The organism is Actinocorallia aurea, from assembly GCF_054783995.1.
In genome coordinates, this window is record NZ_BAAGPQ010000008.1 from 156930 (window position 1) to 178945 (window position 22016).

At 71.4% G+C, this 22016-nt stretch carries 21 protein-coding genes; 12 read left to right on the top strand and 9 right to left on the bottom strand.

From position 1 onward, the window contains the following. Positions 1-647: 647 nt before the first annotated feature. The gene (locus ACYVOM_RS10860) at positions 648-1967 is read left to right on the top strand and encodes a sensor histidine kinase (RefSeq protein ID WP_460303150.1); all 1320 of its coding nucleotides are present in this window, start codon (positions 648-650) and stop codon (positions 1965-1967) included. Here ACYVOM_RS10860 and ACYVOM_RS10865 read toward each other — a convergent pair. Then, a complete protein-coding gene (locus ACYVOM_RS10865; RefSeq protein ID WP_460303151.1) occupies positions 1964-2653 on the bottom strand; it encodes an alpha/beta fold hydrolase in 690 nt (229 codons plus the stop codon). The genes ACYVOM_RS10860 and ACYVOM_RS10865 overlap by 4 nt on opposite strands. A 126-nt stretch (positions 2654-2779) precedes the next feature. Then, positions 2780-3343 (bottom strand): RNA polymerase sigma factor SigE, encoded by a 564-nt coding sequence (sigE, locus tag ACYVOM_RS10870; protein WP_460303152.1) that lies wholly within the window; start codon positions 3341-3343, stop codon positions 2780-2782. A gap of 277 nt (positions 3344-3620) precedes the next feature. Between sigE and ACYVOM_RS10875 the strand changes: the two genes are divergently transcribed. Then, complete coding sequence (locus ACYVOM_RS10875) at positions 3621-5195, top strand: acyl-CoA synthetase (protein WP_460303153.1); 1575 nt, start codon at positions 3621-3623, stop codon at positions 5193-5195. Here the strand turns inward: ACYVOM_RS10875 and ACYVOM_RS10880 are convergent. Then, entirely contained in the window at positions 5162-6427 is a 1266-nt protein-coding gene (locus ACYVOM_RS10880) for a glycosyltransferase family 4 protein (RefSeq protein WP_460303154.1), read from the bottom strand. The genes ACYVOM_RS10875 and ACYVOM_RS10880 overlap by 34 nt on opposite strands. Before the next feature lie 113 nt (positions 6428-6540). Here ACYVOM_RS10880 and ACYVOM_RS10885 point away from each other — a divergent pair, with 113 nt between their 5' ends. The 3 genes from ACYVOM_RS10885 (at position 6541) to ACYVOM_RS10895 (ending at position 9187) form a co-directional block, all read left to right on the top strand. Beyond that, positions 6541-7254, top strand: a complete 714-nt coding sequence (locus ACYVOM_RS10885; protein ID WP_460303155.1) for a PIG-L deacetylase family protein — start codon at positions 6541-6543, stop codon at positions 7252-7254. Then, the gene (locus tag ACYVOM_RS10890; protein ID WP_460303156.1) at positions 7251-8255 is read left to right on the top strand and encodes a lysylphosphatidylglycerol synthase transmembrane domain-containing protein; all 1005 of its coding nucleotides are present in this window, start codon (positions 7251-7253) and stop codon (positions 8253-8255) included. Before ACYVOM_RS10885 ends, ACYVOM_RS10890 begins: the two co-directional genes overlap by 4 nt. Positions 8256-8365: 110 nt before the next feature. Continuing rightward, positions 8366-9187, top strand: a complete 822-nt coding sequence (locus ACYVOM_RS10895; protein WP_460303202.1) for a serine/threonine-protein kinase — start codon at positions 8366-8368, stop codon at positions 9185-9187. 28 nt (positions 9188-9215) lie between these two features. On the opposite strand, the gene ACYVOM_RS10900 is transcribed toward ACYVOM_RS10895, so the two are convergent. Next, complete coding sequence (locus tag ACYVOM_RS10900) at positions 9216-10022, bottom strand: GntR family transcriptional regulator (protein WP_460303157.1); 807 nt, start codon at positions 10020-10022, stop codon at positions 9216-9218. A 219-nt stretch (positions 10023-10241) separates the two neighbouring features. On the opposite strand from ACYVOM_RS10900, the gene ACYVOM_RS10905 reads away from it, so the two are divergent. From ACYVOM_RS10905 to ACYVOM_RS10925, 5 genes are all read left to right on the top strand, one after another. After that, positions 10242-10853, top strand: a complete 612-nt coding sequence (locus tag ACYVOM_RS10905; protein WP_460303158.1) for a hypothetical protein — start codon at positions 10242-10244, stop codon at positions 10851-10853. A gap of 36 nt (positions 10854-10889) precedes the next feature. Then, positions 10890-11717, top strand: a complete 828-nt coding sequence (locus ACYVOM_RS10910) for a patatin-like phospholipase family protein (protein WP_460303159.1) — start codon at positions 10890-10892, stop codon at positions 11715-11717. Positions 11718-11731: 14 nt separating this feature from the next. After that, positions 11732-14227, top strand: coding sequence for a DEAD/DEAH box helicase (locus ACYVOM_RS10915; RefSeq protein WP_460303160.1), 2496 nt, complete (start codon positions 11732-11734; stop codon positions 14225-14227). 85 nt (positions 14228-14312) lie between these two features. After that, positions 14313-15152 carry a DUF5753 domain-containing protein gene (locus tag ACYVOM_RS10920; protein ID WP_460303161.1) on the top strand — a complete coding sequence of 280 codons (840 nt, stop codon included), beginning with the start codon at positions 14313-14315 and terminating at the stop codon, positions 15150-15152. 58 nt (positions 15153-15210) lie between these two features. After that, the gene (locus ACYVOM_RS10925) at positions 15211-15696 is read left to right on the top strand and encodes an ATP-binding protein (protein WP_460303162.1); all 486 of its coding nucleotides are present in this window, start codon (positions 15211-15213) and stop codon (positions 15694-15696) included. A 56-nt stretch (positions 15697-15752) separates the two neighbouring features. Here the strand turns inward: ACYVOM_RS10925 and ACYVOM_RS10930 are convergent, their stop codons facing one another. Beyond that, entirely contained in the window at positions 15753-16559 is an 807-nt protein-coding gene (locus ACYVOM_RS10930; RefSeq protein WP_460303163.1) for a hypothetical protein, read from the bottom strand. A 703-nt stretch (positions 16560-17262) separates the two neighbouring features. On the opposite strand from ACYVOM_RS10930, the gene ACYVOM_RS10935 reads away from it, so the two are divergent. Both ACYVOM_RS10935 and ACYVOM_RS10940 read left to right on the top strand, forming a co-directional pair. Next, positions 17263-18150 (top strand): helix-turn-helix domain-containing protein, encoded by an 888-nt coding sequence (locus ACYVOM_RS10935; RefSeq protein ID WP_460303164.1) that lies wholly within the window; start codon positions 17263-17265, stop codon positions 18148-18150. Between the two features lie 167 nt (positions 18151-18317). Then, positions 18318-18518 carry a DUF397 domain-containing protein gene (locus ACYVOM_RS10940; protein WP_460303165.1) on the top strand — a complete coding sequence of 67 codons (201 nt, stop codon included), beginning with the start codon at positions 18318-18320 and terminating at the stop codon, positions 18516-18518. A 64-nt stretch (positions 18519-18582) separates the two neighbouring features. Here ACYVOM_RS10940 and ACYVOM_RS10945 read toward each other — a convergent pair whose 3' ends face one another. The 4 genes from ACYVOM_RS10945 to ACYVOM_RS10960 are packed head-to-tail and all read right to left on the bottom strand — an operon-like array spanning position 18583 to position 21954. Beyond that, a complete protein-coding gene (locus ACYVOM_RS10945; RefSeq protein ID WP_460303166.1) occupies positions 18583-19188 on the bottom strand; it encodes a response regulator transcription factor in 606 nt (201 codons plus the stop codon). Further along, on the bottom strand, positions 19185-20288 hold the full coding sequence (locus tag ACYVOM_RS10950; RefSeq protein WP_460303203.1) for a sensor histidine kinase: 1104 nt from the start codon (positions 20286-20288) through the stop codon (positions 19185-19187). The genes ACYVOM_RS10945 and ACYVOM_RS10950 overlap by 4 nt, the downstream gene beginning before the upstream one ends. Beyond that, on the bottom strand, positions 20288-21031 hold the full coding sequence (locus tag ACYVOM_RS10955) for an ABC transporter permease (protein WP_460303167.1): 744 nt from the start codon (positions 21029-21031) through the stop codon (positions 20288-20290). The genes ACYVOM_RS10950 and ACYVOM_RS10955 overlap by 1 nt, the downstream gene beginning before the upstream one ends. Positions 21032-21072: 41 nt before the next feature. After that, positions 21073-21954 (bottom strand): ABC transporter ATP-binding protein, encoded by an 882-nt coding sequence (locus tag ACYVOM_RS10960; protein ID WP_460303168.1) that lies wholly within the window; start codon positions 21952-21954, stop codon positions 21073-21075. Between the last annotated feature and the right edge of the window lie 62 nt (positions 21955-22016).

Here is a 22016-nt window from a genome sequence, read left to right on the forward strand (position 1 = left end):
CGCCCTGGGGCAGCTCGATCGTCGTGATCATGTCAATGATCATGACGACTTTCGTCTGAGATTGTGGTGCAAATCATGCTCTGGTGGTTCACCAGACCGCCAGTGTAGGTCCGGGGAGGGCCAGGATCGGCCTTCGCTCCTTGGCAACTTCCGCGCTCTTTGCGGTGGGAGCGCGCCCGAGAGGTCCGATAAGGGCGGATATCGCTGGAGGGAGGGGGTGTGCGGGGCGATGTTCCAATCTAGTAACGGTCGTTACCTGATCATGGTGCATCGGGCCCCGAATACCGCCGATTTCCTCCCCGGTCGGGGCGGAAAATGCCACTCCGGCAACATAACGCCATGCTGACCCGTTGAGTCAGTCCCCGCGGGCCGATGCCGCCAGGTCTCATCGAAAGTTCACCGGACCGACCCCGGTCTCAGTCCGTGGACGGCGTTCCGCACCCCCACCCCCATTCTCGTGATCGATTCAGTACAGTCGGTGATGTCACCATGCGTGACGAGTCCGTGCGCGACGGGTTGGGACGGCCGTTCGTCCGGGTAGGCACACCGAGGGCGGTCGCCGCGGCCCGGTCGGGCATCGGGCGGACGCATGTCGGGTCGCCGCGGCACCTCGTCGCGGCCGTCGGGGGCAGGCATCGGGGGTAGGCATGAGGTGGTGGCCGCGCTCCATCCGAGCGCGCGACACCGTGGTGGCCGCGCTGCTGTCCGCACTCGTCTTCAGCCTGATCGCCATCGGCGTCACCAGCCTGTTCCGCCGCAACATCCAGGCCCAGATAGAGGAGTCGGCCGAGCGCGCGGTGCGCAGGGTCTCGGCGGACGTGCGCGCGGGCCACCTCGATGACCCGATCCCGTCGGTGGCCGGCGTCCACCTCATCCAGGTCGTCGACGAGAACGGCAGGGTCATCGCCGGAACGTCCGACGCCCGGAACAAGCCTCCGCTCAGCGTGCTCCGACCGCCCTCCGAGGACAGACTGGCCCAGCGGGTCGAGTGCCCGCCCTCCGAGCACTGCTCCCAGATCGTGGCGCTGCGCACGACGATCTACAGCGACTCCGACATCGTCGTGGCGTCCATGCCGATGCCCTCGGCGCTGTCCGGCATCGGCCTCAACCTCCTCACCGGCCTCGGCGTGGTGTGCCTGTCCGCGCTCACCGCGTGGGCGACCTGGCTGATCGTCGGCCGGACGCTCGGCCCGATCGAGGGGATCCGGCGGCAGCTCGCGGAGATCAGCGCCTCCGACCTGCACCAGCGCGTGCCCGTCCCGAAGGGCGATGACGAGATAGTGCGGTTGGCCAAGACGTCCAACGAGACCCTGGAGCGGCTGGAGCGCTCGGTGGAGCGCCAGCGCCAGTTCGCCTCCGACGCCTCGCACGAGCTGCGCACCCCCATCGCGGGGCTGCGCGCCAACCTGGAGGGCGCCCTCCTGCATCCCGAGGACGCCGACTGGGAGGACGTGTCCCGGGCGGCGCTGCGCGACACCGACCGACTTGAGGCGATCATCACCGATCTGCTGCTGCTGTCCCAGCTCGGCGCGGGCACGTCGGTCGCCGAGGACTTCGACCTCGGCGAGCTGGCCCGGCTGGAGGCGCGCAAGGGCGTGCGGCTGGACGCGGAGCACGGCGTGCGGGTGCACGGCGTCCGTTTCCAGTTCGCCCGGCTCTACGGCAACCTCCTGGACAACGCCGAGCGCTACGGCGGCGGCGACGCCACGGTGATCGTGCGCCGGGAGGGAGGCGAGGCGGTCATGCAGGTGCGCGACAACGGCCCGGGCATCCCCCCGGAGGACCGGGAGCGGATCTTCGCCCGCTTCTCCCGGCTGGACACCGCGCGCAGCAGGAACGCGGGGGGCACCGGGCTCGGCCTGGCCATCGCCCGCGACATCGCGCGCTCCCACGGCGGCGACCTCGCGGCCGTAGACACGCCCAAGGGCGCCTGCTTCGTGCTGCGACTGCCGCTCGCGCGGCCCTAACCGGCGATCGCCACCCGCTGCCGCTCGGCGGCCGCCGTGGCGGTGAGGATCACCTCGGCGACCATGCGCGGGGCGTCGGCCATGGGGACCCTGCCGCAGCCGGGCAGCCGCAGGTGGGTGACGTGGGGGAGCTGAGCGCGGGCCGACCGGGCGGAGGTGGGGGCGCCGCCGCGGCGTCGGGTGCCCCAGGCCAGGGTGACGGGGACGTCGGCGAGGTCGCCGGAGAACGCGGAGCCGTCGTCCGGCGCGGGCCGCGCGCCGCCGAACCCGGCCCGGTAGGGCAGCGAGCCCGCGACGGGTGGGGGCACCAGCCGCTCAAGGAGCAGGCCGGGCAGGGCCGCCGCGCGCCGGGCTGCGGCGAGCAGGAGGGAGGGCTCGTCCGCCGTCGTGAAGCCGGTCGGGGCGATGGCCGTGGCGGAGGAGACGAGGCCGCGTTCCGCGGCCTCCAGTGCGACGAGCCCGCCGAAGCCCCATCCGGCGATGTGGGGGCGGTCGAGGTCGGCGAGCGCGAAGGCGAGCGCGGTGGTGGTGGCGTCGAGGTCGCCGGGCGGGACGGCGGCGAGGAGGACCTCCCGCTCGGCCGCGAGGATGCCGATGACCGGCTCCCAGGCCCGGCCGCGGGGCCCCGTGCCGCACAGGACGACGAGCGGCGGGCCTGACCCGCGGCGTGCGAAGACCATGTCCATGGCCGGAAGATAACCCGGGAAGACCGGGCGGTCATAGGCGGGCGATCACAAGAAACCCCGGAGAAACCCACCTGTCTCCGCTAGGACACAGCCGACCTTTGGGTTAGCGGAAGGGTCGCGGGCGGGTCAGACTCCGGCCGCGACCGCGTCGGCAGGCCGGGCCGAGCGGGGCTTGCGGTGCTCCAGGGCCATGCGCAGCTGCGCCCGGCCGCGGTGGATGCGGCTGCGGACGGTGCCGAGCTTGACGCCCAGGGTGGCGGCGATCTCCTCGTAGGTGAGGCCCTCGATGTCGCACAGGACGACGGCGACGCGGTACTCGGGCGCGAGGGAGTCCAGCGCGGCCTGCACGTCGGGGTCGAGCGCGGCGTCGTCGATGATCTGGGCCGGGCCGCGGTCGACGCTGCGCAGCCGGGCGGCCGCCTCGTCGGTGAGGGCGTCGAAGCGGATGCGCTGGCGGCGGCGGGCGCCGTCGAGGAAGAGGTTGGTGGTGATCCTGTGAAGCCAGCCCTCGAAGGTGCCCGGGGTGTAGGAGGACAGGGATCGGAAGACCCGGACGAAGACGTCCTGGGTCAGGTCTTCGGCGTCGTGCCTGTTCCCGGTCAGCCGGTAGGCGAGCCGGAACACGCGGCCGGAGTGCTCGGTGACGATCTGTTCCCAACTCGGCGGTGTCCAGGCAACCGGTGTGCTCACGTCTTGGCCCCCCACGTCTTGGCCCCCTGCCGCCAGGTCGCTGAGCGACAGGTTGCTGAATCGTTATCTACCCTGCCGTTCGGTCCATAAGAACGCCGTTAAGGGTGTCGGGCCGAGTTCCGTCGCCGGGGCACTGGACCCCAGCTCAGCAGCCTGGTAACGAGTCCGAATTGTGATCCGAATCTCCTCGTGGGGGTGATGCGAGGTATTGCCGGTTAATCCAATGGAAACGAGGATGGCCGCACGTCTCGCGCGATCACCCCTCGGGAGGAGACCCATGTCCACTTACAACCTGGCCGATCTTCTGGAGCTGCTGGCGGGAGCCGCGGCACCTGATCGGGAGGCTCTGGTGGCCGGAGATGTCCGGCTCACCTATGCCGAACTGAACGCCCGGGCCTCCAAGATCGCTCATCACCTCGCCGCCCAGGGCGTCGGCCCCGGCGACCACGTCGCGATCCTCTCGTGGAACCGGGCCGAGTGGCTGGAGTCCTTCTTCGGCGCGTTCAAGATCCGCGCGGTGCCGATCCCGGTGAACTACCGGTACGTCGCCGGCGAACTGCACCACGTGCTGACCGACTCCCGGTCCGTCGCGGTGATCGGGGAGCGCTCCCTGCTGGCCAGGCTCGACCGGGACCAACTCCCGCTGCTGCGGCACGTCATCGTGCTGGAGGACGGCGGCGACCAGGAGATCGCCGACTCCGTCGGCTACGAGGAGGCGCTCGCGGCGCAGTCCGCGGACGACGACTTCGCCGCGCGCTCCAACGACGACCGCTACATCATCTACACCGGCGGGACCACGGGCTATCCCAAGGGCGTCGAGTGGCGCGCGGAGGACATCTTCTTCGGCGCGCTCGGCGGCGGCAACTCCCTCGGCGAGCCGATCAAGACCCCCGAGGAGATCGTCGAGCGCGTCGCCGCCCCCGGCGCGACCGTGCTGGACTGCGCGCCCGTCATGCACGGCGCGGGCCAGTGGGTGGCGATGATGGCGCTGCTCAGCGGCAACAGGCTGGTCCTGTGGAACGAGCACTCCTTCGACCCGGCGCGGGTGCTGAACCTGGTCAAGGAGGAGGGCGCGAACATCGTCATGATCGTCGGCGACGTCATGGGCAGGCCGCTCGCCGCCGAACTCGACAAGGGCGGCTACGACATCTCCAGCCTCCTGGCCATCGGCTCGGGCGGCGCCCCCCTCACCGACGTCGCCAAGGCCGCCCTCGGCAAGCACCTGGCGACCGGCCTGTTCCTCGACAGCTACGGCGCGTCCGAGACCGGCGCGTGCGGCCCGTCCGTCGAAGGCAAGGAGGGCACCGCGCGCTTCAAGATGAACGAGGGCATCACCGTCCTCGACGACGACCTGCGGCCCGTCAAGGCCGGTGAGATCGGCAAGCTGGCCCGCACCGGCCACATCCCGCTCGGCTACTACAACGACCCGGCCAAGACCGCCTCCACGTTCTTCACCGACTCCAATGGGGTGCGCTGGTCCGTCCCGGGGGACTTCGCCAGCCTGGAGGAGGACGGCTCGATCGTCCTGCTCGGCCGGGGCTCCCTGGTGATCAACACCGGCGGCGAGAAGGTCTACCCCGAAGAGGTCGAGGTCGCCGTCAAGGAGCACCCCGGCGTCTACGACGTGGTCGTGGTGGGCGTGCCCGACGACAGGTTCGGCCAGCGCGTCGCGGCCGTCGTGGCGCCGGCCCCGGGCTACGAGGGCATCACCCTCGAGGAGATCGTCGAGCACTGCCGTGAGCGGATCGCGGGCTACAAGATGCCGCGCCAGCTCCAGATCGTCGCGGAGGTGCAGCGGACCGCGGTCGGCAAGTCGGACTACAAGTGGGCGCGGTCCGTGCTCGGCGTCTGAGGCCCGTCGGGGTTCCGCGCGCTGCCGGGCTTCTGCGCGCTGCCGGGGTGCCGCGGACCGTCGTCCTCCGGGCGGCCGGTCCGCGGCACTTCCTCGCCCGGGTCCGGCTCCTGGGGGCCGGGCACCCGCGCGCCGTCCGACCGGCTCGCCGACTGGTCTCTTTCCGGGAGAGATCCCTCCGACAGGTCGGTCGGTGCGGGGCAAAGGCCCTCGTACAGCTCCTCGAACGCGGCGAGGACCGCGGGCCAGGTGCACCGCTCGGGCACCGTGGCGCCGTTGTGCTCGGCGATGCGGTGCCGCAGGTCGGCGTCGGTGACGAGCCGGACCAGCGCCTCGGTCATCTCCTTCGCCGATCCGGCGAGCAGCCCCTCGCGCTCGGGCGCGACGAAGTCGGCGACACCGGAGGCGGCGTGCGCGATCACGGGCACCCCGGCGAGCCGCGCCTCCAGGGCGGCGAGCCCGAAGGACTCCAGCCTGGCGGGCGCCACGAACACGTCAGCGGAGGCGAGCACCTCGCGCACTTCGGACCGGTCGAGCCTGCCGGTGACGCGCACCCAGTGCGCCATGCGGTTCTCGCGGAGGAAACGGTGCACCCCGCGCGAGGCGGGGCCGTCGCCGACGATCGTCGCCCGGATCGGCACCCGCTTGCCCGCCGCGCGCAGCACCTTGAGCAGCGTGAACGGCTCCTTGCGCGGGGCGAGCCTGCCGACCGCGACGACGTGGACGGCGCCGGTCGGCAGCCACGGCCGGATCGCCCGCCACGGCGCGGTGTCGATGCCGTTCGGGACGACCCGCACGTCGGCGCCGAGCGCCCGGCGGATCGGCCGGGCCGCCGCCTCGCTCACCGCGGTGACGGCCACGTCCCGGTCGACGAGCCGCCGGTAGACGAGCCCGGTCGGCCTTCCCCACAGGCTGTGGACGGTGACGACCGTCGGCACGTCCCGGCACGTCGCCAGGGCCCGCCACGCGAACGGCGACACGACGCCCGCGTGGACGTGCAGCACGTCGGGCTTCAGCTCCTCCACGACCGGCCGCAGCGATCCGCCGACGGGCAGGCCCCACGGGACGCGCGGACCGACCCGCAGCAGTCCGTCGTAGCCGGGCCCGGGGGTCGCGGTCACCACCGCCACCTCGTGCCCGCACCCGCGCTGTGCCGCCGCCAGCTCGTCCACCTGGACCTCGATCCCGCCGAGGCGCGGCAGGAAGCAGTCGCTCACATGGAGAATCCTCACCTTCGTGAGTTTCGGGAGCGCGCGCGCCGGAACCGGGCTGCGGCGTCCGCTCTGACCCAGACTTGACCCCCGCACGGCCTGATCTTCACAAGGCGCAGGGCAGATTCCGCTTCATGCGCACCTGCGTCTTCTTCCACGCCCACCCCGACGACGAGGCGCTGCTGACCGCGGGGTTCATGGCGAGGCTCGCGGCGGAAGGCAACCGGGTCGTCCTCGTCGTCGCCACCGCGGGCGAACTCGGGCGCACGGGGCTGCGCACCCGCGCGCTGGGCCCGCTGCGGTTGCGCGAGCTCGAAGAGTCGGCCCGCGTCCTCGGCTGCGCCCGCGTCGTCCCGCTCGGCTACCCCGACTCGGGACTCGACGGGTGCGCGCCCGGCGGCTTCGCGTCGCGTCCCGTCGAGGAGCCCGCGCAGAGGCTCGCGCGCATCCTTGCGGAGGAGAACGCGGACCTGCTGACGGTCTACGACGAGCGGGGCGGCTACGGCCATCCCGACCACGTGCAGGTGCACCGCGTGGGGGTGGCCGCCGCGCGCGCCGCGGGCACGCCTGTGGTGCTGGAGGCGACGGTGGACCGGGACCGGCTGTGGCGGTGGCTGCGCCCGCTGGCAGGCGTGTTCCCGCTGGACGGCTGGAGGCAGGCATACACACCCGGCTCAGAGATCAGCCATCGCGTCGACGTCCGCCGCTTCGCCGCCGCGAAGCGCGCCGCGATGGCCGCGCACGCCAGCCAAGGTACCGGCGGCCCACGCCTCCTGGCCGTGCTGTGCAGGCTGCCCGGGCCGCTGTTCAGGCTGGCGCTCGGCACCGAGTACTACGTACGGCGGTGAGAAGGCTCGTCCTGTCGGCGGCCTCACTGGCCCTCGCTGCCGGGCTCATCGCGCTGATGCCCAGGCTCGTCGGCGCCGACTGGACGGCGATCGCGGCGGGCCTCACCGCGCTCGGACCGGGCCAGGCCGCCCTGCTCGTGGTGCTGTGGCTGGCGGGGCTCGGCCTGTACACGTTCGTCCTGACGGGTTCGCTGCCGGGCCTGCGGCACACGCAGGCGTTCCAGCTCAACGCAGCGGGCAGCGCGGTCAGCAACCTGCTGCCGTTCGGCGGGGCCGCCGGGGTCGCCGCGACGTTCGCGATGGCCGGGAGCTGGGGGTTCCCCGCCGCGTCCGTGGCGGTCTCGACGCTGGTGAGCGGGGTCTGGAACGTCTTCGGCAGGCTGCTGCTGCCCGCGGTCGGCATCGCCGCCCTGCTGGCGATCGGGGAGGCGCCCAACCGGGAGCTGGCCGCCGCGGCGGCGTCGGCGGGCGCGCTGCTCGCGGGCTGCGCGGTGCTCCTCGGCGTCGCGCTGCGGTACGAAGGCGCCGCGCGCTGGGTCGACGCCCGCCTGCGCGCGCTGGCCGCCCGCGCGCCGCGCCGCATGGCTTCCCTGCTGCGCGGCCTCGGCGCCTCGCTGCTGCGGGTCCGTGCCGAGACCCTCGACGTCCTGCGCACCGGCTGGCGCGTCCTCACGTTCGGCATGACGGGATACCTGCTGCTCCAGGGCGTGCTGTTCTACGCGTGTCTCTGGGCGGTCGGGGAGCCGCCGCGGCTCGCCGAGACCGTCGCGGCCTTCGCGCTCAACCGGGTGCTGACGAGCGTCGTGCTCACCCCCGGCGGGACCGGGGTCTCCGAGACGGGGACGGCAGCGGTGCTCGTCCACTTCGGCCTTGACGCGGCGGGCGCGGCCACTGCGGTCCTGCTGTACAGCTTCTTCACTTATGTCGTGGAAATCCCGTTGGGCGGCCTCGTCTGGGCCTGGTGGCTGTCGCGACGCGGCCGAAAACTGCCCGACTCTTGAAGATCACCCGACCATTTCATCCTCGCAAAACGGGCAGTACGTGAGGACAGAGAGCGTGCTGGACGTGCGAGACGGGGGTCAGACCAATTCTTGTCGCGGGGCGTTACCGGCTGCTCGAAGAGCGAGGCCGTGGAGGCATGGGCGTGGTGTGGCGCGCCCACGACGAAGTCCTCGACCGGGTGGTCGCGGTCAAGGAGATCCTGCTCCCGCTGGGAGCGGACACCGAGCGACGGCGCGAACTGTGCCGCTCGCTCACCCGTGAGGCGCGGTCGATGGCGCGGCTCAGCCATTCCGGCACGGCGGCGGTGCACGACGTGCTCGTCGCCGGCGGACGTCCGTGGCTGGTCATGGAGTTCGTCGACGCGCCCAATCTGCAACAGGTCATCGACGAGGAGGGCCCGCTTGACCCGGCCCGGGCCGCCGAGATCGGCCGCCAGCTGTGCGCGGTGCTGCGCGCGGCGCACGCGGCCGGACTCCTGCACCGGGACGTCAAACCGAGCAACGTGATGGTGTGCCCCGACGGACGTGTGGTCCTCACCGACTTCGGGCTCGCCATCCACACCGAGGACACCGACCTGACCGTCCTCGAAGGCTCCCCGGCGTACGTGTCGCCCGAACAGGCGCGCAACGACCGGCTCACCGAGGCTTCGGACCTGTGGTCCCTGGGTGTCACGCTCTACACCGCCGTAGACGGGCGTCCGCCTTACCGACGTGCGGGGGCGCTGGCGTCGATGCTCGCGGTCCTCGTGGACGAGCACACGCCGCCGCGCAACGCCGGGCCGCTGCGCCCGGTCATCGACGGCCTGCTCCGCAAGGACCCCGCCGACCGGCTCACCGCGGGGGAGGCCGCGCGGATGCTGGAGAAACTCGGGCACCCCGGGCCGCGCCTGATGGACCTGCTGCGGCCGGTCCGCGCCGCGGCCAGGGCCTGACGAAGGAGACGGACTCGCGCCGAGTCCCTCACCCGCGGTCCTTCGCGGGCGGGGGGCTCACCGCGTGTTCGGGCACGACCCCTTCGTTGATCAGGAAGCGGTTGCGGTCGGCGGGGTAGACGGTGACGGTGAGGCGGATGTGGTGGCCGTCGATGGCGAAGGCGGTGCGGCGCTGCTCGAAGACCAGGCTGCCGGGGCCGGAGAGCCGGAAGAACGCGGCCTCGGCGGGGTGGGCGGGGCGGCCCAGGACGAGGTCCTGGTAGCCGACCTGGCGGATGCCCAGGGCGTCCTCCAGGTACGCGACGGGGCCCTGGTCGATGTCGACCGCCTGGAGCAGGAGCGCGGCCCCTGCCTCGACGAGCGTCATCGGATAGTGCGACGACTGCCGCGACCACGGCCGCCCGTCGATGAACCTGTCCTGGTGCCGGCTGACGACGGGGGTGCCCGCCTCGACGCCGAGCCCGCGCGCGATGTACGGGGTGGCCATCTGGAGTTCGACCTTGATCGGCCCGTTGCGGGCCATCCGCTGCTGGAGGCTCGCCTCCGACATGTACGCGGCGCCCTCGCCACCGCCGAAGCCCGTCCTCGGGTTCTCGGTCAGCGTGGTGACGAACGGGTCGATCTTCTCGGTGACGAAGGTGCCGCGACCGGGCTGGGCGGTGATCATGCCGCGCTGGATCAGCGGCTGGAGGGCCTGGCGGACGGTGTTGCGCCCGGCCATGAACTCCTCCATGAGCTCCGGCTCGGTGGGGAGTTGGGCGCCGGGCTCCAGTTCCCCCGACTCGATCCGCCTGAGCAGCGTCTCGGAGATGTCACGCCAGAGCGGCCCGGGCATGGCTCGATCCCTCCTGGAAATCGCTTCGAACTCCATCAAAACATCCCAACCATTGGGATGGAGCCGATCGCCGGTTTGTTGCGTCTCATCCCCGTCTGGGGGCAACACCAGGAAGTAGAACCAGGGGATGGCTGGGTAATGAAGCGGTCTCACCACACTAGACGAGGGACTTTTCCGACCACCTGCACCGACGGGGGCAGGGTCCGCCCGGAAGGCGGCGTGCACGCACTGCTCGCCTTCGACATCTGCGCCTTCGGGAACCTGGCGCGGAGCCACGAGGACATGATCTACCTGCGCGACACGATGTACCGGCTGGTCGAGCAGGCGTTCGACCAGGGCGGGCTGCGGCTCCCCTGGACGCAGAGCCACCGCGAGGACCGCGGCGACGGCATCCTCATGGCGCTGCCCGCCGGGCTACCGACCGTCAAGCTCATCGATCCGCTCGTCGGGCACCTGCACAGGCTGCTCGCCGACCACAACCGGCGCGCGGCCGAGCCGTCCCGGCTGCGCATGCGCATGTCCGTGGACGCCGGGCACGTCATCCACGACGGGCGGGGGCTCGTCGGCAGGGCCGCCAACCAGCTCCACCGAGCCCTCGACGCGCCGGACTTCAAGAAGGAGCTGGCCGCCACGACCGCCGACCTCGGCGTGATCGTCTCGGCGTTCGTCTTCGGCGAGGTCGTCTCCGGCCTCAGGTTCGCCGACCGCTACCGGCCGGTCTCCATCGAGGTCAAGGAGACCAACACCAGGGCCTGGGCGTGCTTCCCCGCGGGGTCGTTCGCGCCGGGAATGGGCGCGCTGCCCGCCGACCCCGCCTGGATGGGGGCCTGATTCCGGCGCGCCGCCCTTCTGCGCGACACTGGGACCATGAGCAGAGCACTGGTCCTGGCCGGCGGGGGCGTCGCCGGCATCGGATGGGAGGCGGGCCTGGTCACGGGCCTGCGCGCGGCCGGCGTCGACCTCGGTGAGGCCGACCTCATCATCGGCACCTCCGCGGGTTCGGTCGTCGGCGCGATGGTCGCCCAAGGCACCGACCTGGCTACCGAGATCTCCGCGGTCGCCGCCGCCGAAGCCGAGGCGGCCGAGGCGATGGACGTCGACATGGACAAGGTCATGCAGGCCTTCGCGCTCATGTACGGCGACCCCGGCCTCGACCCGCAGGAGGCGCGGCGACGGATCGGCGAGCTGGCCCTGACCGTCACCGGCGACGGGGCCAGGCTCGCCCAGATCGGCGAGCGGCTGCCGAGCCAGGAGTGGCCCGACCGGGACCTGCGGATCACCGCCGTGGACACCGCGGACGGCGCCTTCCAGATCTGGACGAAGGACGCCGGGGTGCCTCTGGGCCTCGCCGTCGCCTCCAGCTGCGCCGTCCCTGCGGTCTTCCCGCCCGTGGAGATCGCCGGGCGCCGCTACATGGACGGCGGCGTCCGCTCGGTCAGCAACGCCGACCTCGCCGCGGGCCATGACCAGGTCGTGATCATCGAGCCGATGGCGCACATGACGCCCAGGCCCGTCCTGGAAAGGGAGATCATCGCCCTCGGTGACGCCAAGATCGCCGCCATCGGCCCGAACCAGGTCTCGATCGAGCTGTTCGGCGTGGACATCCTCGACGGCCGCCTCTGGCTGCCCGCCTTCGAGGCCGGACGGGCCCAGGCCGCCGAGGTCGCCGAGGAGGTCGGCGCGGTCTGGGGATGACCCATCATGGAAGGGTGAACCTCCACGACCTGCTTCCCGAAGACGGCGATCCCGACAAGGCGTTCGAGGCCTTCGCGGGGTGGACCGAGCAGCGCGGCCTGAGCCTTTATCCGGCTCAGGAGGAGGCGCTGATGGAGCTCGTCACCGGCGCCAACGTCATCCTGGCGACGCCGACGGGCTCCGGGAAGTCCCTGGTCGCGGCGGGCGCCCACTTCGCCGCGCTGGCCCGCGACGAGTGCAGCTTCTACACCGCGCCGATCAAGGCGCTGGTGTCGGAGAAGTTCTTCGACCTCGTGGAGCAGTTCGGCAGCGAGAACGTCGGCATGATGACCGGCGACGCCTCGGTCAACCCGAACGCGCCGATCATCTGCTGCACGGCCGAGGTCCTGTCGGCGATCGCCCTGCAGGAGGGCGACCGCGCCGACATCGGGCTCGTCGTCATGGACGAGTTCCACTTCTACGCCGAGCCCGACCGGGGCGTCGCCTGGCAGATCCCGCTGCTGGAGCTGCCGCAGACCCAGTTCCTGCTCATGTCGGCGACGCTCGGCGACGTGGCGATGTTCGAGAAGGACCTCACCCGCCGCACCGGCCGCCCGACGGCCGTCGTCCGCTCGGCGACGCGTCCGGTGCCGCTGGAGTACTCCTACAAGCTCACTCCGCTGCACGAGACGATCGAGCACCTCCTGCTGGAGAAGAAGGCCCCGGTCTACGTCGTCCACTTCACCCAGGCGGCGGCGATCGAGCGGGCGCAGTCGCTGATGAGCGTCAACGTCTGCACCAAGGAGGAGAAGGCCGAGATCGGCAAGCTGATCGGCCGGTTCCGCTTCACCACCACGTTCGGCAAGACCCTGGAGCGGCTGGTCCGGCACGGGATCGGCGTGCACCACGCGGGCATGCTGCCCAAGTACCGGCGCCTCGTGGAGCGGCTCGCGCAGGCCGGGCTGCTGAAGATCATCTGCGGGACCGACACCCTCGGCGTCGGCGTCAACGTGCCGATCCGCACCGTGCTGTTCACCGCCCTGTCCAAGTACGACGGCCGCCGGGTGCGCCGCCTGCGCGCCCGCGAGTTCCACCAGATCGCCGGCCGCGCCGGACGTGCCGGGTTCGACATCGTCGGCTACGTCGTCTGCCAGGCGCCCGACCACATCGTGGAGAACCACAAGGCGGTCCTCAAGGCGGGCGACGACACCAAGAAGCTCCGCAAGCTCGTGCGCAAGAAGCCGCCGGAGGGCTTCGTCTCCTGGGACGAGGAGACCTTCAACCGCCTCCAGACCGCCGAGCCAGAACCGCTCATGTCCCGGTTCGAGGTCAGCCACACCATGCTGCTGTCGGTGATCAACCGGCCGGGCAACGCGTTCCAGGCGATGAAGAAGCTCCTCACCGACAACCACGAGGACCGCGCCGCCCAGCGCCGCCACATCTCCCGCGCGATCGCCATCTACCGGTCGCTGCGCGCGGGCGGGATCGTCGAGGAGCTCACCGTCCCGGACGAGGACGGCAGGTGGGTGCGCATCACCGTCGACCTCCAGGAGGACTTCGCGCTCAACCAGCCGCTGTCCACCTTCGCGCTCGCCGCGCTCGAACTGCTCGACAAGAACGCGCCCACGTACGCGCTCGACGTCGTCTCCGTCATCGAGGCGACCCTCGACGACCCGCGCCAGATCCTCGCCGCCCAGCTGAACAAGGCCAAGGGCGAGGCCGTCGCGGAGATGAAGATGAACGGCATCGAGTACGAGGAGCGCATGGAGCTGCTGGAGGAGGTCGACTACCCCAAGCCGCTGGAGGACCTCCTCGACGGCGCGTTCGAGATCTACGCGCGCGGCAACCCGTGGGTCGCCGACCACCCGCTGCGCCCGAAGTCGGTCGTGCGGGACCTCTCCGAGCGGCTGATGAACTTCTCCCAGTACGTGCACCACTACGAGCTGGCCCGCAGTGAGGGCATCGTGCTGCGGTACCTGGCCGGGGCCTACAAGGCGCTCGCCCAGACGGTGCCGGACTCGGCCAAGACCGAGGAGCTCCAGGACCTCATCGAGTGGCTGGGCGAACTCGTCAGGCAGGTCGACAGCAGCCTCCTCGACGAGTGGGAGCAGCTCGCCAACCCGACGGCCGAGGCGGACGAGCCCATCGAGGAGAAGACCAACGCGGTCACCGCGAACCCGCGCGCGTTCCGCGTCCTCGTCCGCAACGCCGCCTTCCGCCACCTCCAGCTCGCCTCGCGCCGCGCCTGGCGCGAACTGGAGGAGCTCGGCACCGGCTGGGACGCCGCCGACTGGGAGGACGCCGTCGAGGAGTACTTCGACGAGCACGACGAGCTCCCCACCGGCGCCGACGCGCGCGGCCCGGCCTTCCTCAAGATCACCGAGGAGCCCGGCGTCTGGCACGTCCGCCAGACCGTCGCCGACCCGGCGGGCCACCACGACTGGGCGCTCACCGCCGACGTCGACCTCGCCGCCTCCGACGAGACGGGCACCGCGGTCCTGCACGTGAAGGACTTCGCGCGACTGGACTGACGGGAGGGGCGGGACCGCCGCGATTTCTCATCCCGGCTCGGAAACACCCGGGGACAAAGAGAAACAACCGGCGTACCGTCAGTACATGCCGACGACCAAGGAGCGCGCGGACGAGGCATCGAAGATCCTCGCCTCGCAGTTGAGGCAGCTGCTGACCCAGTCGCAGCACACGGTGACCTCGCTGGCCGCCGAGGTCGGCTGGGTCAAGTCGAAGGTCTCCAAGATCCAGAACTGCCGACAGACGCCCACCGAGGAGGACATCCGGGTCTGGTGCCAGGCGACCGGCAACTCCGACCAGATCCCCGAGCTGATCGCCGCAGTCCGCAACCTCGACGGCCTGTACGTCCAGTGGCGGCGGATGGAGCAGGGCGGGCTGCGCACCGTGCAGAGCTCGTTCCAGGTCCTCTACGAGGACACCCGCGAGTTCCGCATCTTCCAGCACGCGCCGATCCCGTCGCTGCTCCAGACGCGCGAGTACACCACCGCCCATCTGACGGCCATCATGGAGTTCCGGCAGATCCCCGACGACGTCGCCGACGCGACCCGGGAACGGCAGTCCCACCAGCGCTACCTCGACGACGGCACCAAGACGTTCTCGTTCGTCGTCTCCGAGGCCGCCCTGCACGCGCCGATGCTGCCGCCGAGCGGGATGCGCGCCCAGCTCGCCCGCCTGCTGGAGTTCACCGGCGGACGGTCCAACGTGGTCCTCGGCATCCTGCCGCTGCGCGCGCCGCGACCGGTCTGGCCCTGGGAGGGCTTCTGGATCTACGACGCGCGCGAGGTCCGGCCGGACCTGGTCGCCGGGCAGGTCCGCAACCGGCAGCCCAGCGACGTCCAGGCGTATCTGGGCACGTTCGAAAGGCTCGCGCAGGCGTCCGTTTACGGCAGGGAGGCCCGCGCGCTCATCGAAGCCGCCGCGCCGTAGGAGAAACGATGAGAAACCAACTGGACCGGGTGCGCCGCCGCTCCTTATTTTGTGAGCCATGACCTTCGACGAAGCGCTCGCGACCGCTTCGCCCAACGCGGTCGAGCGGACCTTCTTCACCGAGGCCTCCCGGGTGGCCGAGGCACGGTCGTGGGTCCGCCGCGCGCTCCCCGCCGAGTGCGGCGCGCGGGACGACTACCTCGTCGTGGTCTCCGAACTGCTCGGGAACTGCGTCGTCCACGGCCTTCCCGGCGACGCGACCCTCACCGTGGGACACATCGGGGGTCACCTCACCGGAAAGCTCGTGCACCGGATGCCACCGTCCGGCCACGTCGGTTTCACCCAGCGCACCGTCTCGGAGATGCGCCGGCTGTCCGATCCGGAGGCCGATCCGGCGTTCGCGGACCCGGACTTCGACCTGCTGGCCGAGAGCGGCCGCGGGCTTCCCCTGATCTTCCTTCTGTGCGAGGGCTCCGTCCTGGTCGAGGAGCATCCCGACCAGACCGTCACGCGGTGGACGGTTCCGGGCTGCGCCTGCCCGTGAGGAGGCGCAGCGGGCCGGCGCCGCCGGAGGACGGCGCCGGCCCCAGCCTCGGCCCGCTACAGGAAGGCGACCCAGCCGCTGGCGCGGGTCTCCTTCACCTGGAAGCGCACCGGGTAGAACGCGGCGAAGGAAGGGAACGAGCGGACCGCGGTGTCGTAGACGAACCGCGAGACGATGACGCCGACGGCGCCGCCGCTCTCGGCGAGCCGCCGCTTCAGGACGCGCGCGTCGAGGAGGCGGGCCGTGCCGTTGATCTCGCCGCCGACCAGCCCCTGCGCGTCGGCGACGACGGGGCCCACGTTCAGCGCGGCCCGGACGGTGAGCCGCCGGCCCGGCAGGGCGGTGAGGTTGTGCGTGTGGACGGCCTCGGCGAGATCCTCCAGCGGTCGCAGCAGGACCCGCGTCGGAATGTGCGGCGGGACGACGACGAGGGCGCCGTCGCCCCGGTCCTCCACGTGGCAGTCCTCCCACGGCGTCCCGGCCCGCTCGAACCCGGCCCGCAGACCCGAGTAGATGACCTCGCGCAGGGCCAGCCGGTCGGCGTCGGTGCGGCCGATCCCGTTGAACCCGGTGATGTCGACCATGAGGATGGAGCAGTTCTGCCCGGTGAAGGCTGCCGGACCGGGCGAGGAGACGGTGACGACGGAGCCCCAGGGCACCGGGGCGGGGCCCGCGACGAGGCCGAGCACCCGTGGGCGCACGTACGCGCGGACGCCGTCGTCGCGCGGGGCGAGGGGCCAGTTCGCCGCGAGGCGGGCCAGGAGTGCGGCGGCGTCCTGTTCCGGCCACGGCAGCCGCCGCAGCCGGCGCAGCAGCCCGGTGAGCGGGGCGTCGCGCCGGGACGGAGCGGCGCCGTCCGCCATGGTCGGGGAGCCGGGAAGACGGAGGAGAAGGGCGGAGGAGGGCTCCCCGGGAAGGGGCGCCGGGGCCGCGGGAGAGGCGGCCCGGACATGTGCCGGAAACCTCTCAGGAGAGTTTCCGACCCTGGTCGGGGTCGCGTTCCCACGCGTAGACTGGATGTGCTCGGAGGGGTCGATTGCGCAGGTCAAGTCGGAAGGCTGGCTCATGTGATGTCCCGTTCGGGTACTGCGTATGAATGGGTCGCCCCGCCCTTCCGCGCGCATCTCGGTTTGGCGACAGGGAATGCGCTGGAAGGGTGGGGTGCTCTGCTTTGGGGCGACTCGCTGGTGCTCCCTCGGCTCGCACAGTGCTCCGAGGAGGGCCGGGACGGGTTCGGGTCCGATAGAGGCGGAGTGTCGTTCTCGCTACGACGCGTGCGGGGTGTTGGGCGGTTCCGGTGTTGACTGCGGTAAGTAGGATGATCTTGTCTCGGTTCTGTCATGACATCATCTGCTAGGTTGCATCGTGAATGCCATCATACCGTGATGCATCAGATCGTAACCAGATGAAACGGCGGTTCGATACCGTCTCTGGTGGCGGCTGTGTAAGGATTCAGAGAGCACATGGGAAGTTCCTCGTGCCAACGGCGGCTCGGGGTGTATTGGGTGGCGATGTGCTACCTGGCATTTCGCTATCCACCTTATTGACGGAGGGTGATCGGTCTTCATGCCCAGCGGACAGGGCCCGGTGGTGGAGAGTGCGCTGCTCAGAGAAGAGCTCGTGCGGTCGCGCAAGGACGCCGGCTACACCCAGGAACAGGTGGCGGCGGCGCTTGAGTGGCACCCCTCCAAACTGATCAGGATCGAAGGCGGGAAGACCGGCATCAACCGCGTCGACCTTGGTGCCCTGCTCGTCCATTACGGAGTGACGTCGGAGTCGAAGCAGGCGAGGATGCAGGATCTCGCCCGCGGTGCCCGGGAGCAGGGGTGGTGGAGCGGGTATCGGGAGATGATCAGCGACCGCTACCTGAATTTCGTGGGATATGAGTCAGGTGCCTCATTTCTCCGCCATTATCACGGCACGGTGTTCCCCGGTCTGCTCCAGCTTCCCGAGTACGCGGAGGTCCTTGAGGCTTCGGCGGACGCGGAGCCGGGCGCGGCCATGCGCAGTCCGGGCGTCCGGCTGAAGCTCGAACGGCAGCGCCATCTGGCCGAGCGCGCCGACCAGCCCCAGGTCCACTACGTGATCGACGAGGCGGTGCTGCGCCGGCAGATCGGCGTCAGCCGCAACCCCGGCGTGCAGCAGCGGCAGATCCGTTACGCGGTGGAACAGGCGCGGGCCAACCCGCGGATCAGCATCCAGATCGTGCCGTTCAGCGCGGGCTTCTATGTGGGCCTGCGGTCCCTCGGCTTCAACCTGCTGGAGTTCGACGGCCCTTTGGACGACGTGGTCTACATCGAAGGCGCGAAGGGCGCCAGCCAGCTGGCGACCGACCCCGATGTGGTGAACGACTACCGCGACGTCTACGCGGAGAGCGTCGATGAGGCACTGCCGCCGGACAAGTCCCTCGACCTGATGCTGGAGGTCGCCGCCGAGCTCGACGATCGCGTCTGAGCCAGACGCTCCTCCCAACAGCCGGTGGAAGATTCTGGTCAAATCACCCAGATTCTTAGACAATCTTCCACGGGATGAGTGTCGTGCGCCCTGACTCATTCAGCGAGCGACCACTTCCGAATTCTCGGAGCACGGGGGCACACCGCGAGAAATGGGAGGAGCGCCGGATGGCTGCTCAGCCGGATGCCCTTGCCGGGCTTCCCTGGCGCAAGAGTTCAGCGAGTGGTGAACCGAATGTGAATTGCGTCGAGGTCGCGCCCTACGACGTGATGATCATGGTCCGTGATTCGTGCCACCCGCACAAGGCCGTCCTCGGGCTGTCGCGTGTGGTCTGGGCGGATCTGATCGGCGGCCTGCGCGACGAGTAGGGCCGGGAACCCCCGCGGGTCGGCGCGTGACCTGCGGGAAGTTCCGCGGCGCAGAATCCCGGGGTCACAGCCAGCCGTGCAGGCGGGCGCGTTCTTCGGCTTCGATGCGGTTGCGGGTGCCGGTCTTGCCGATGGCGGAGGACAGGTAGTTGCGGACGGTGCCTTCGGAGAGGTGGAGGCGGCGGGCGATGTCGGCGATGGACGAGCCGTCGCGGGAGGCGCGCAGGGCGTCGGCCTCGCGGGCCGTCAGCGGGTTCGGGCCGGCGCTGAGGGCGGTCGCGGCGAGCGCCGGGTCGACGACGCGCTCGCCGGCCAGGACCCGGCGGATCGCGGAGGCGAGTTCCTCGGCGGGGCTGTCCTTCACCAGGAAGGCCGCGGCGCCCGCCTCCATCGCCCTGCGGAGATAGCCGGGACGGCCGAACGTCGTGAGGATCACCACCCGGCACCCCGGTGCCTTCGCGGCGAGTTCGGCGGCCGCGGTCAGCCCGTCCATCCGCGGCATCTCGATGTCCAGCAGCACCACGTCGGGGCGCAGCTCCACCGCGAGCGCGACGGCCTCGGCCCCGTCTCCGGCGGTCGCGACGACGTCGAGGTCGTCCTCCAGCGACAGCAGGCTGGCGAGGGCGCCCCGCACCATCGCCTGGTCTTCGGCGAGCAGCACTCGGATCACAGGGCGACCCTAACGACGAGCCCGGAAGGACGCCGCACCGAGGTCTGCACGGTGCCGTCCAGCTCGGCCGCCCGCTCGCGCAGCCCCTCCAGCCCGTTCCCCGGCATGACGGGCGCCTTGGCCTTGCCGTCGTCGGCGACCTCAAGACGCGCCGCCGCGACGGTGATCTCGCAGCGGGTCGCCCGCGCGTGCCGCACCACGTTGGTGACGCATTCGCGGACCGCCCAGGCGAACAGCGCGTCCACCGGTTCGGGCAGCGGCGTCCCCGACGTCCGCAGCACCGGCTCCACCCCGGCCGCGGCGAGCACGCCGCGCGCGGAGTCGAGTTCCTCGGCGAGGCTTCGCCTGCGGTAGCCGGTGACGGTCTCGCGCACGTCCCGCAGGGATTCGCGGGCCACCGCGTTGACGTCCCGGATCTCGCGGACCGCGGCGGCCGGGTCGCGTTCGGCCAGCCGCCCCGCCAGCTCGCTCTTCAGCACGATCAGGGACAGGCTGTGGCCGAGCAGGTCGTGCAGGTCGCGGGCGATCCGCAGCCGCTCCTCGGCCGCGGCCAGCACCGCCACCTCGGCCCGCGCGGCCCGGAGCTGCCCGACGAGTTCGCGCGAGCGCCGGTAGTTCAGCAGCAGCATGCCGAGGCCGAACGTCGTCCCGCCGAAGATCAGGACGGTGTCGGTGTCGTCGCCGTCCCGGACCGCGACGGCGGCGGCGCCCGCCGCGGCGAGGCACACCGCGACGATCGCGGGCCGCCCCGACAGCAGGAGCGCCGAGATGACGCCCGCGTACACGGGGGTGCCGTCCATTCCGGGCCCGAAGACGAACGGCGCCGCCGCGCACAGCGCGACGAACGACCCGTACAGGGCCCAGCGCGGGACGGGCCGGGCCCGCTGCCAGGCGTCGCGGTACAGGCCGAGCCCGAAGTACAGCAGCGTGAACAGGACGAACACCACGCCCGCCAAGAGGCCTCGGGCGCCGCCCAGTCCGGCGATCTGGTGGACCTGGGGAAGGGCGTAGAGGAATCCCAGGGAAAGGCCGAGGGCCCGGACGAGGCGGACAGAAGTGATCTTCTTCCGCTTCTCCTCCGGGCCGGACATGTCGAGCATCACGCGGACACGGTAGTGCGGCGGTAGGCGACGAGCGCGAGCGCGCCCAGCGCGACGGTCCAGCCTGCGAGGACGCCCAGCGTGGCGGTGTCGGGGGCGTGCCCGGCGACGAGGGCCCAGCCGAGCTCGCCCATCCGGTTCGCGGGCGTCCAGGGCGCGACGTCCTGGAGGAAGTCCGGGAGCTGCGAGACGGGCAGCCACAGGCCGCCGACGATCGCCATCAGCGTGTAGAGCATCAGGGTGACGGGCTGGGCCACGTCCGCCTTGACCGCGGTGCCGATGAGGACGCCGAGCGCGGCGAACGGGAGCGTGCCGAGGGCGAGGACGGCGATGAGGACGACCCAGCGCGCCGCGGGCATCCGGACGTCCTGGAAGAGCGCCGCCGCGAGGCCCACCAGGGCCAGGGAGGGCAGCGCGACGACGAGCGCGGTGACGATCCGCACGACGATCACCTTCCAGGCGGCCAGCGGGGTCAGCCGGAGCTGCCGCAGCCAGCCACCGCGCAGCTCCAGCGCCAGCTTCGGGCCGGTCGAGTTCAGCGCGGCGCCGATCGCGCCGTAGGAGCCGAACGCCACCATCATGTACAGCGCCGCCGTCAGCCCGGTGCCGTCGTCGGTCTGGCCGTCGCCGCCGTAGACGCTCGACAGCAGCAGGAACAGCAGGACGGGGAAGGCGAGGGTGAAGAAGAGGAAGCGGCGGTCGCGGAGGGCCCGCACGATTTCGAGACGCAGGTAGGAGAGCATCACAGGTCCTTAGGGGGAGGGAGGTGCAGGCGAAGCGGGGGTCAGGCGGAGGTGAGGGTCAGGAACGCCTCTTCGAGGCCGACGCCGGTGATCTCCAGGTCCTTGATCAGCAGGCCGCTCTCGGTGAACAGGGCGGCGGCGGTGGCGTCGGAGTCGGTGGTCCGCAGCACCGCGGACCCGCCCTGCACCAGCACCTCGACGACGCCGGGCAGCCGGTCGAGGCCCGCCGAAGGCTGGTCGCCGAGGGTGAACCTGACCTTGCGCCCGCCCGCGAGCCGCTTGATCTCCGCGGGGGTGCCGTCGGCCACGGCGCGGCCCCGGGCGATCACCGCGACGCGGTCGGCGTTCTCGTCGGCCTCTTCCAGGTAGTGGGTGGCGAACAGGACGGTGCGGCCCGCGGCGGCGTAGCCGCGGATGCCCGTCCAGAACGCGCGGCGCGACTCGACGTCCATGGCCGCGGTCGGCTCGTCCAGCACCAGGACCCGAGGGGCGCCCGCGATCGCCATCGCGAACCGCACCCGCTGCGCCTGCCCGCCCGACAGGCGCGTCACCCGGCGTCCGGCCAGGTCGGCGAGGTCGGCCATCTCCAGCACCTCGCCGAGCGGCAGCGGCTCGGGGTAGAGCCCGCCGACGAAGGAGACGATCTCCTTGACCGTCAGCCCCTCGGGCAGCTCCGCCTCCTGGAGCATCGCCCCGATCCACCCCTTGCGGACCGCCTCGGCGGGAGTGCCGCCGTAGACCTCGACGGTGCCGGCGTCGGCCCGCACCAGGCCGAGCAGCATCCCGATCGACGTGCTCTTGCCCGCCCCGTTCGGCCCGAGCAGGGCCACGCTCTGCCCTCCGGCGAAGGAGAGGTCGAGCCCGTCGACGGCCTGGACCTGCCCGTAGGCCTTGCGCACCTGTGAGAATCGGATCGCTTCCATGCCCCTACGGTAGGAACCGGGGCATGGCGCGGGTCAGTGCCGCCGATCACCGGGTCGGCATG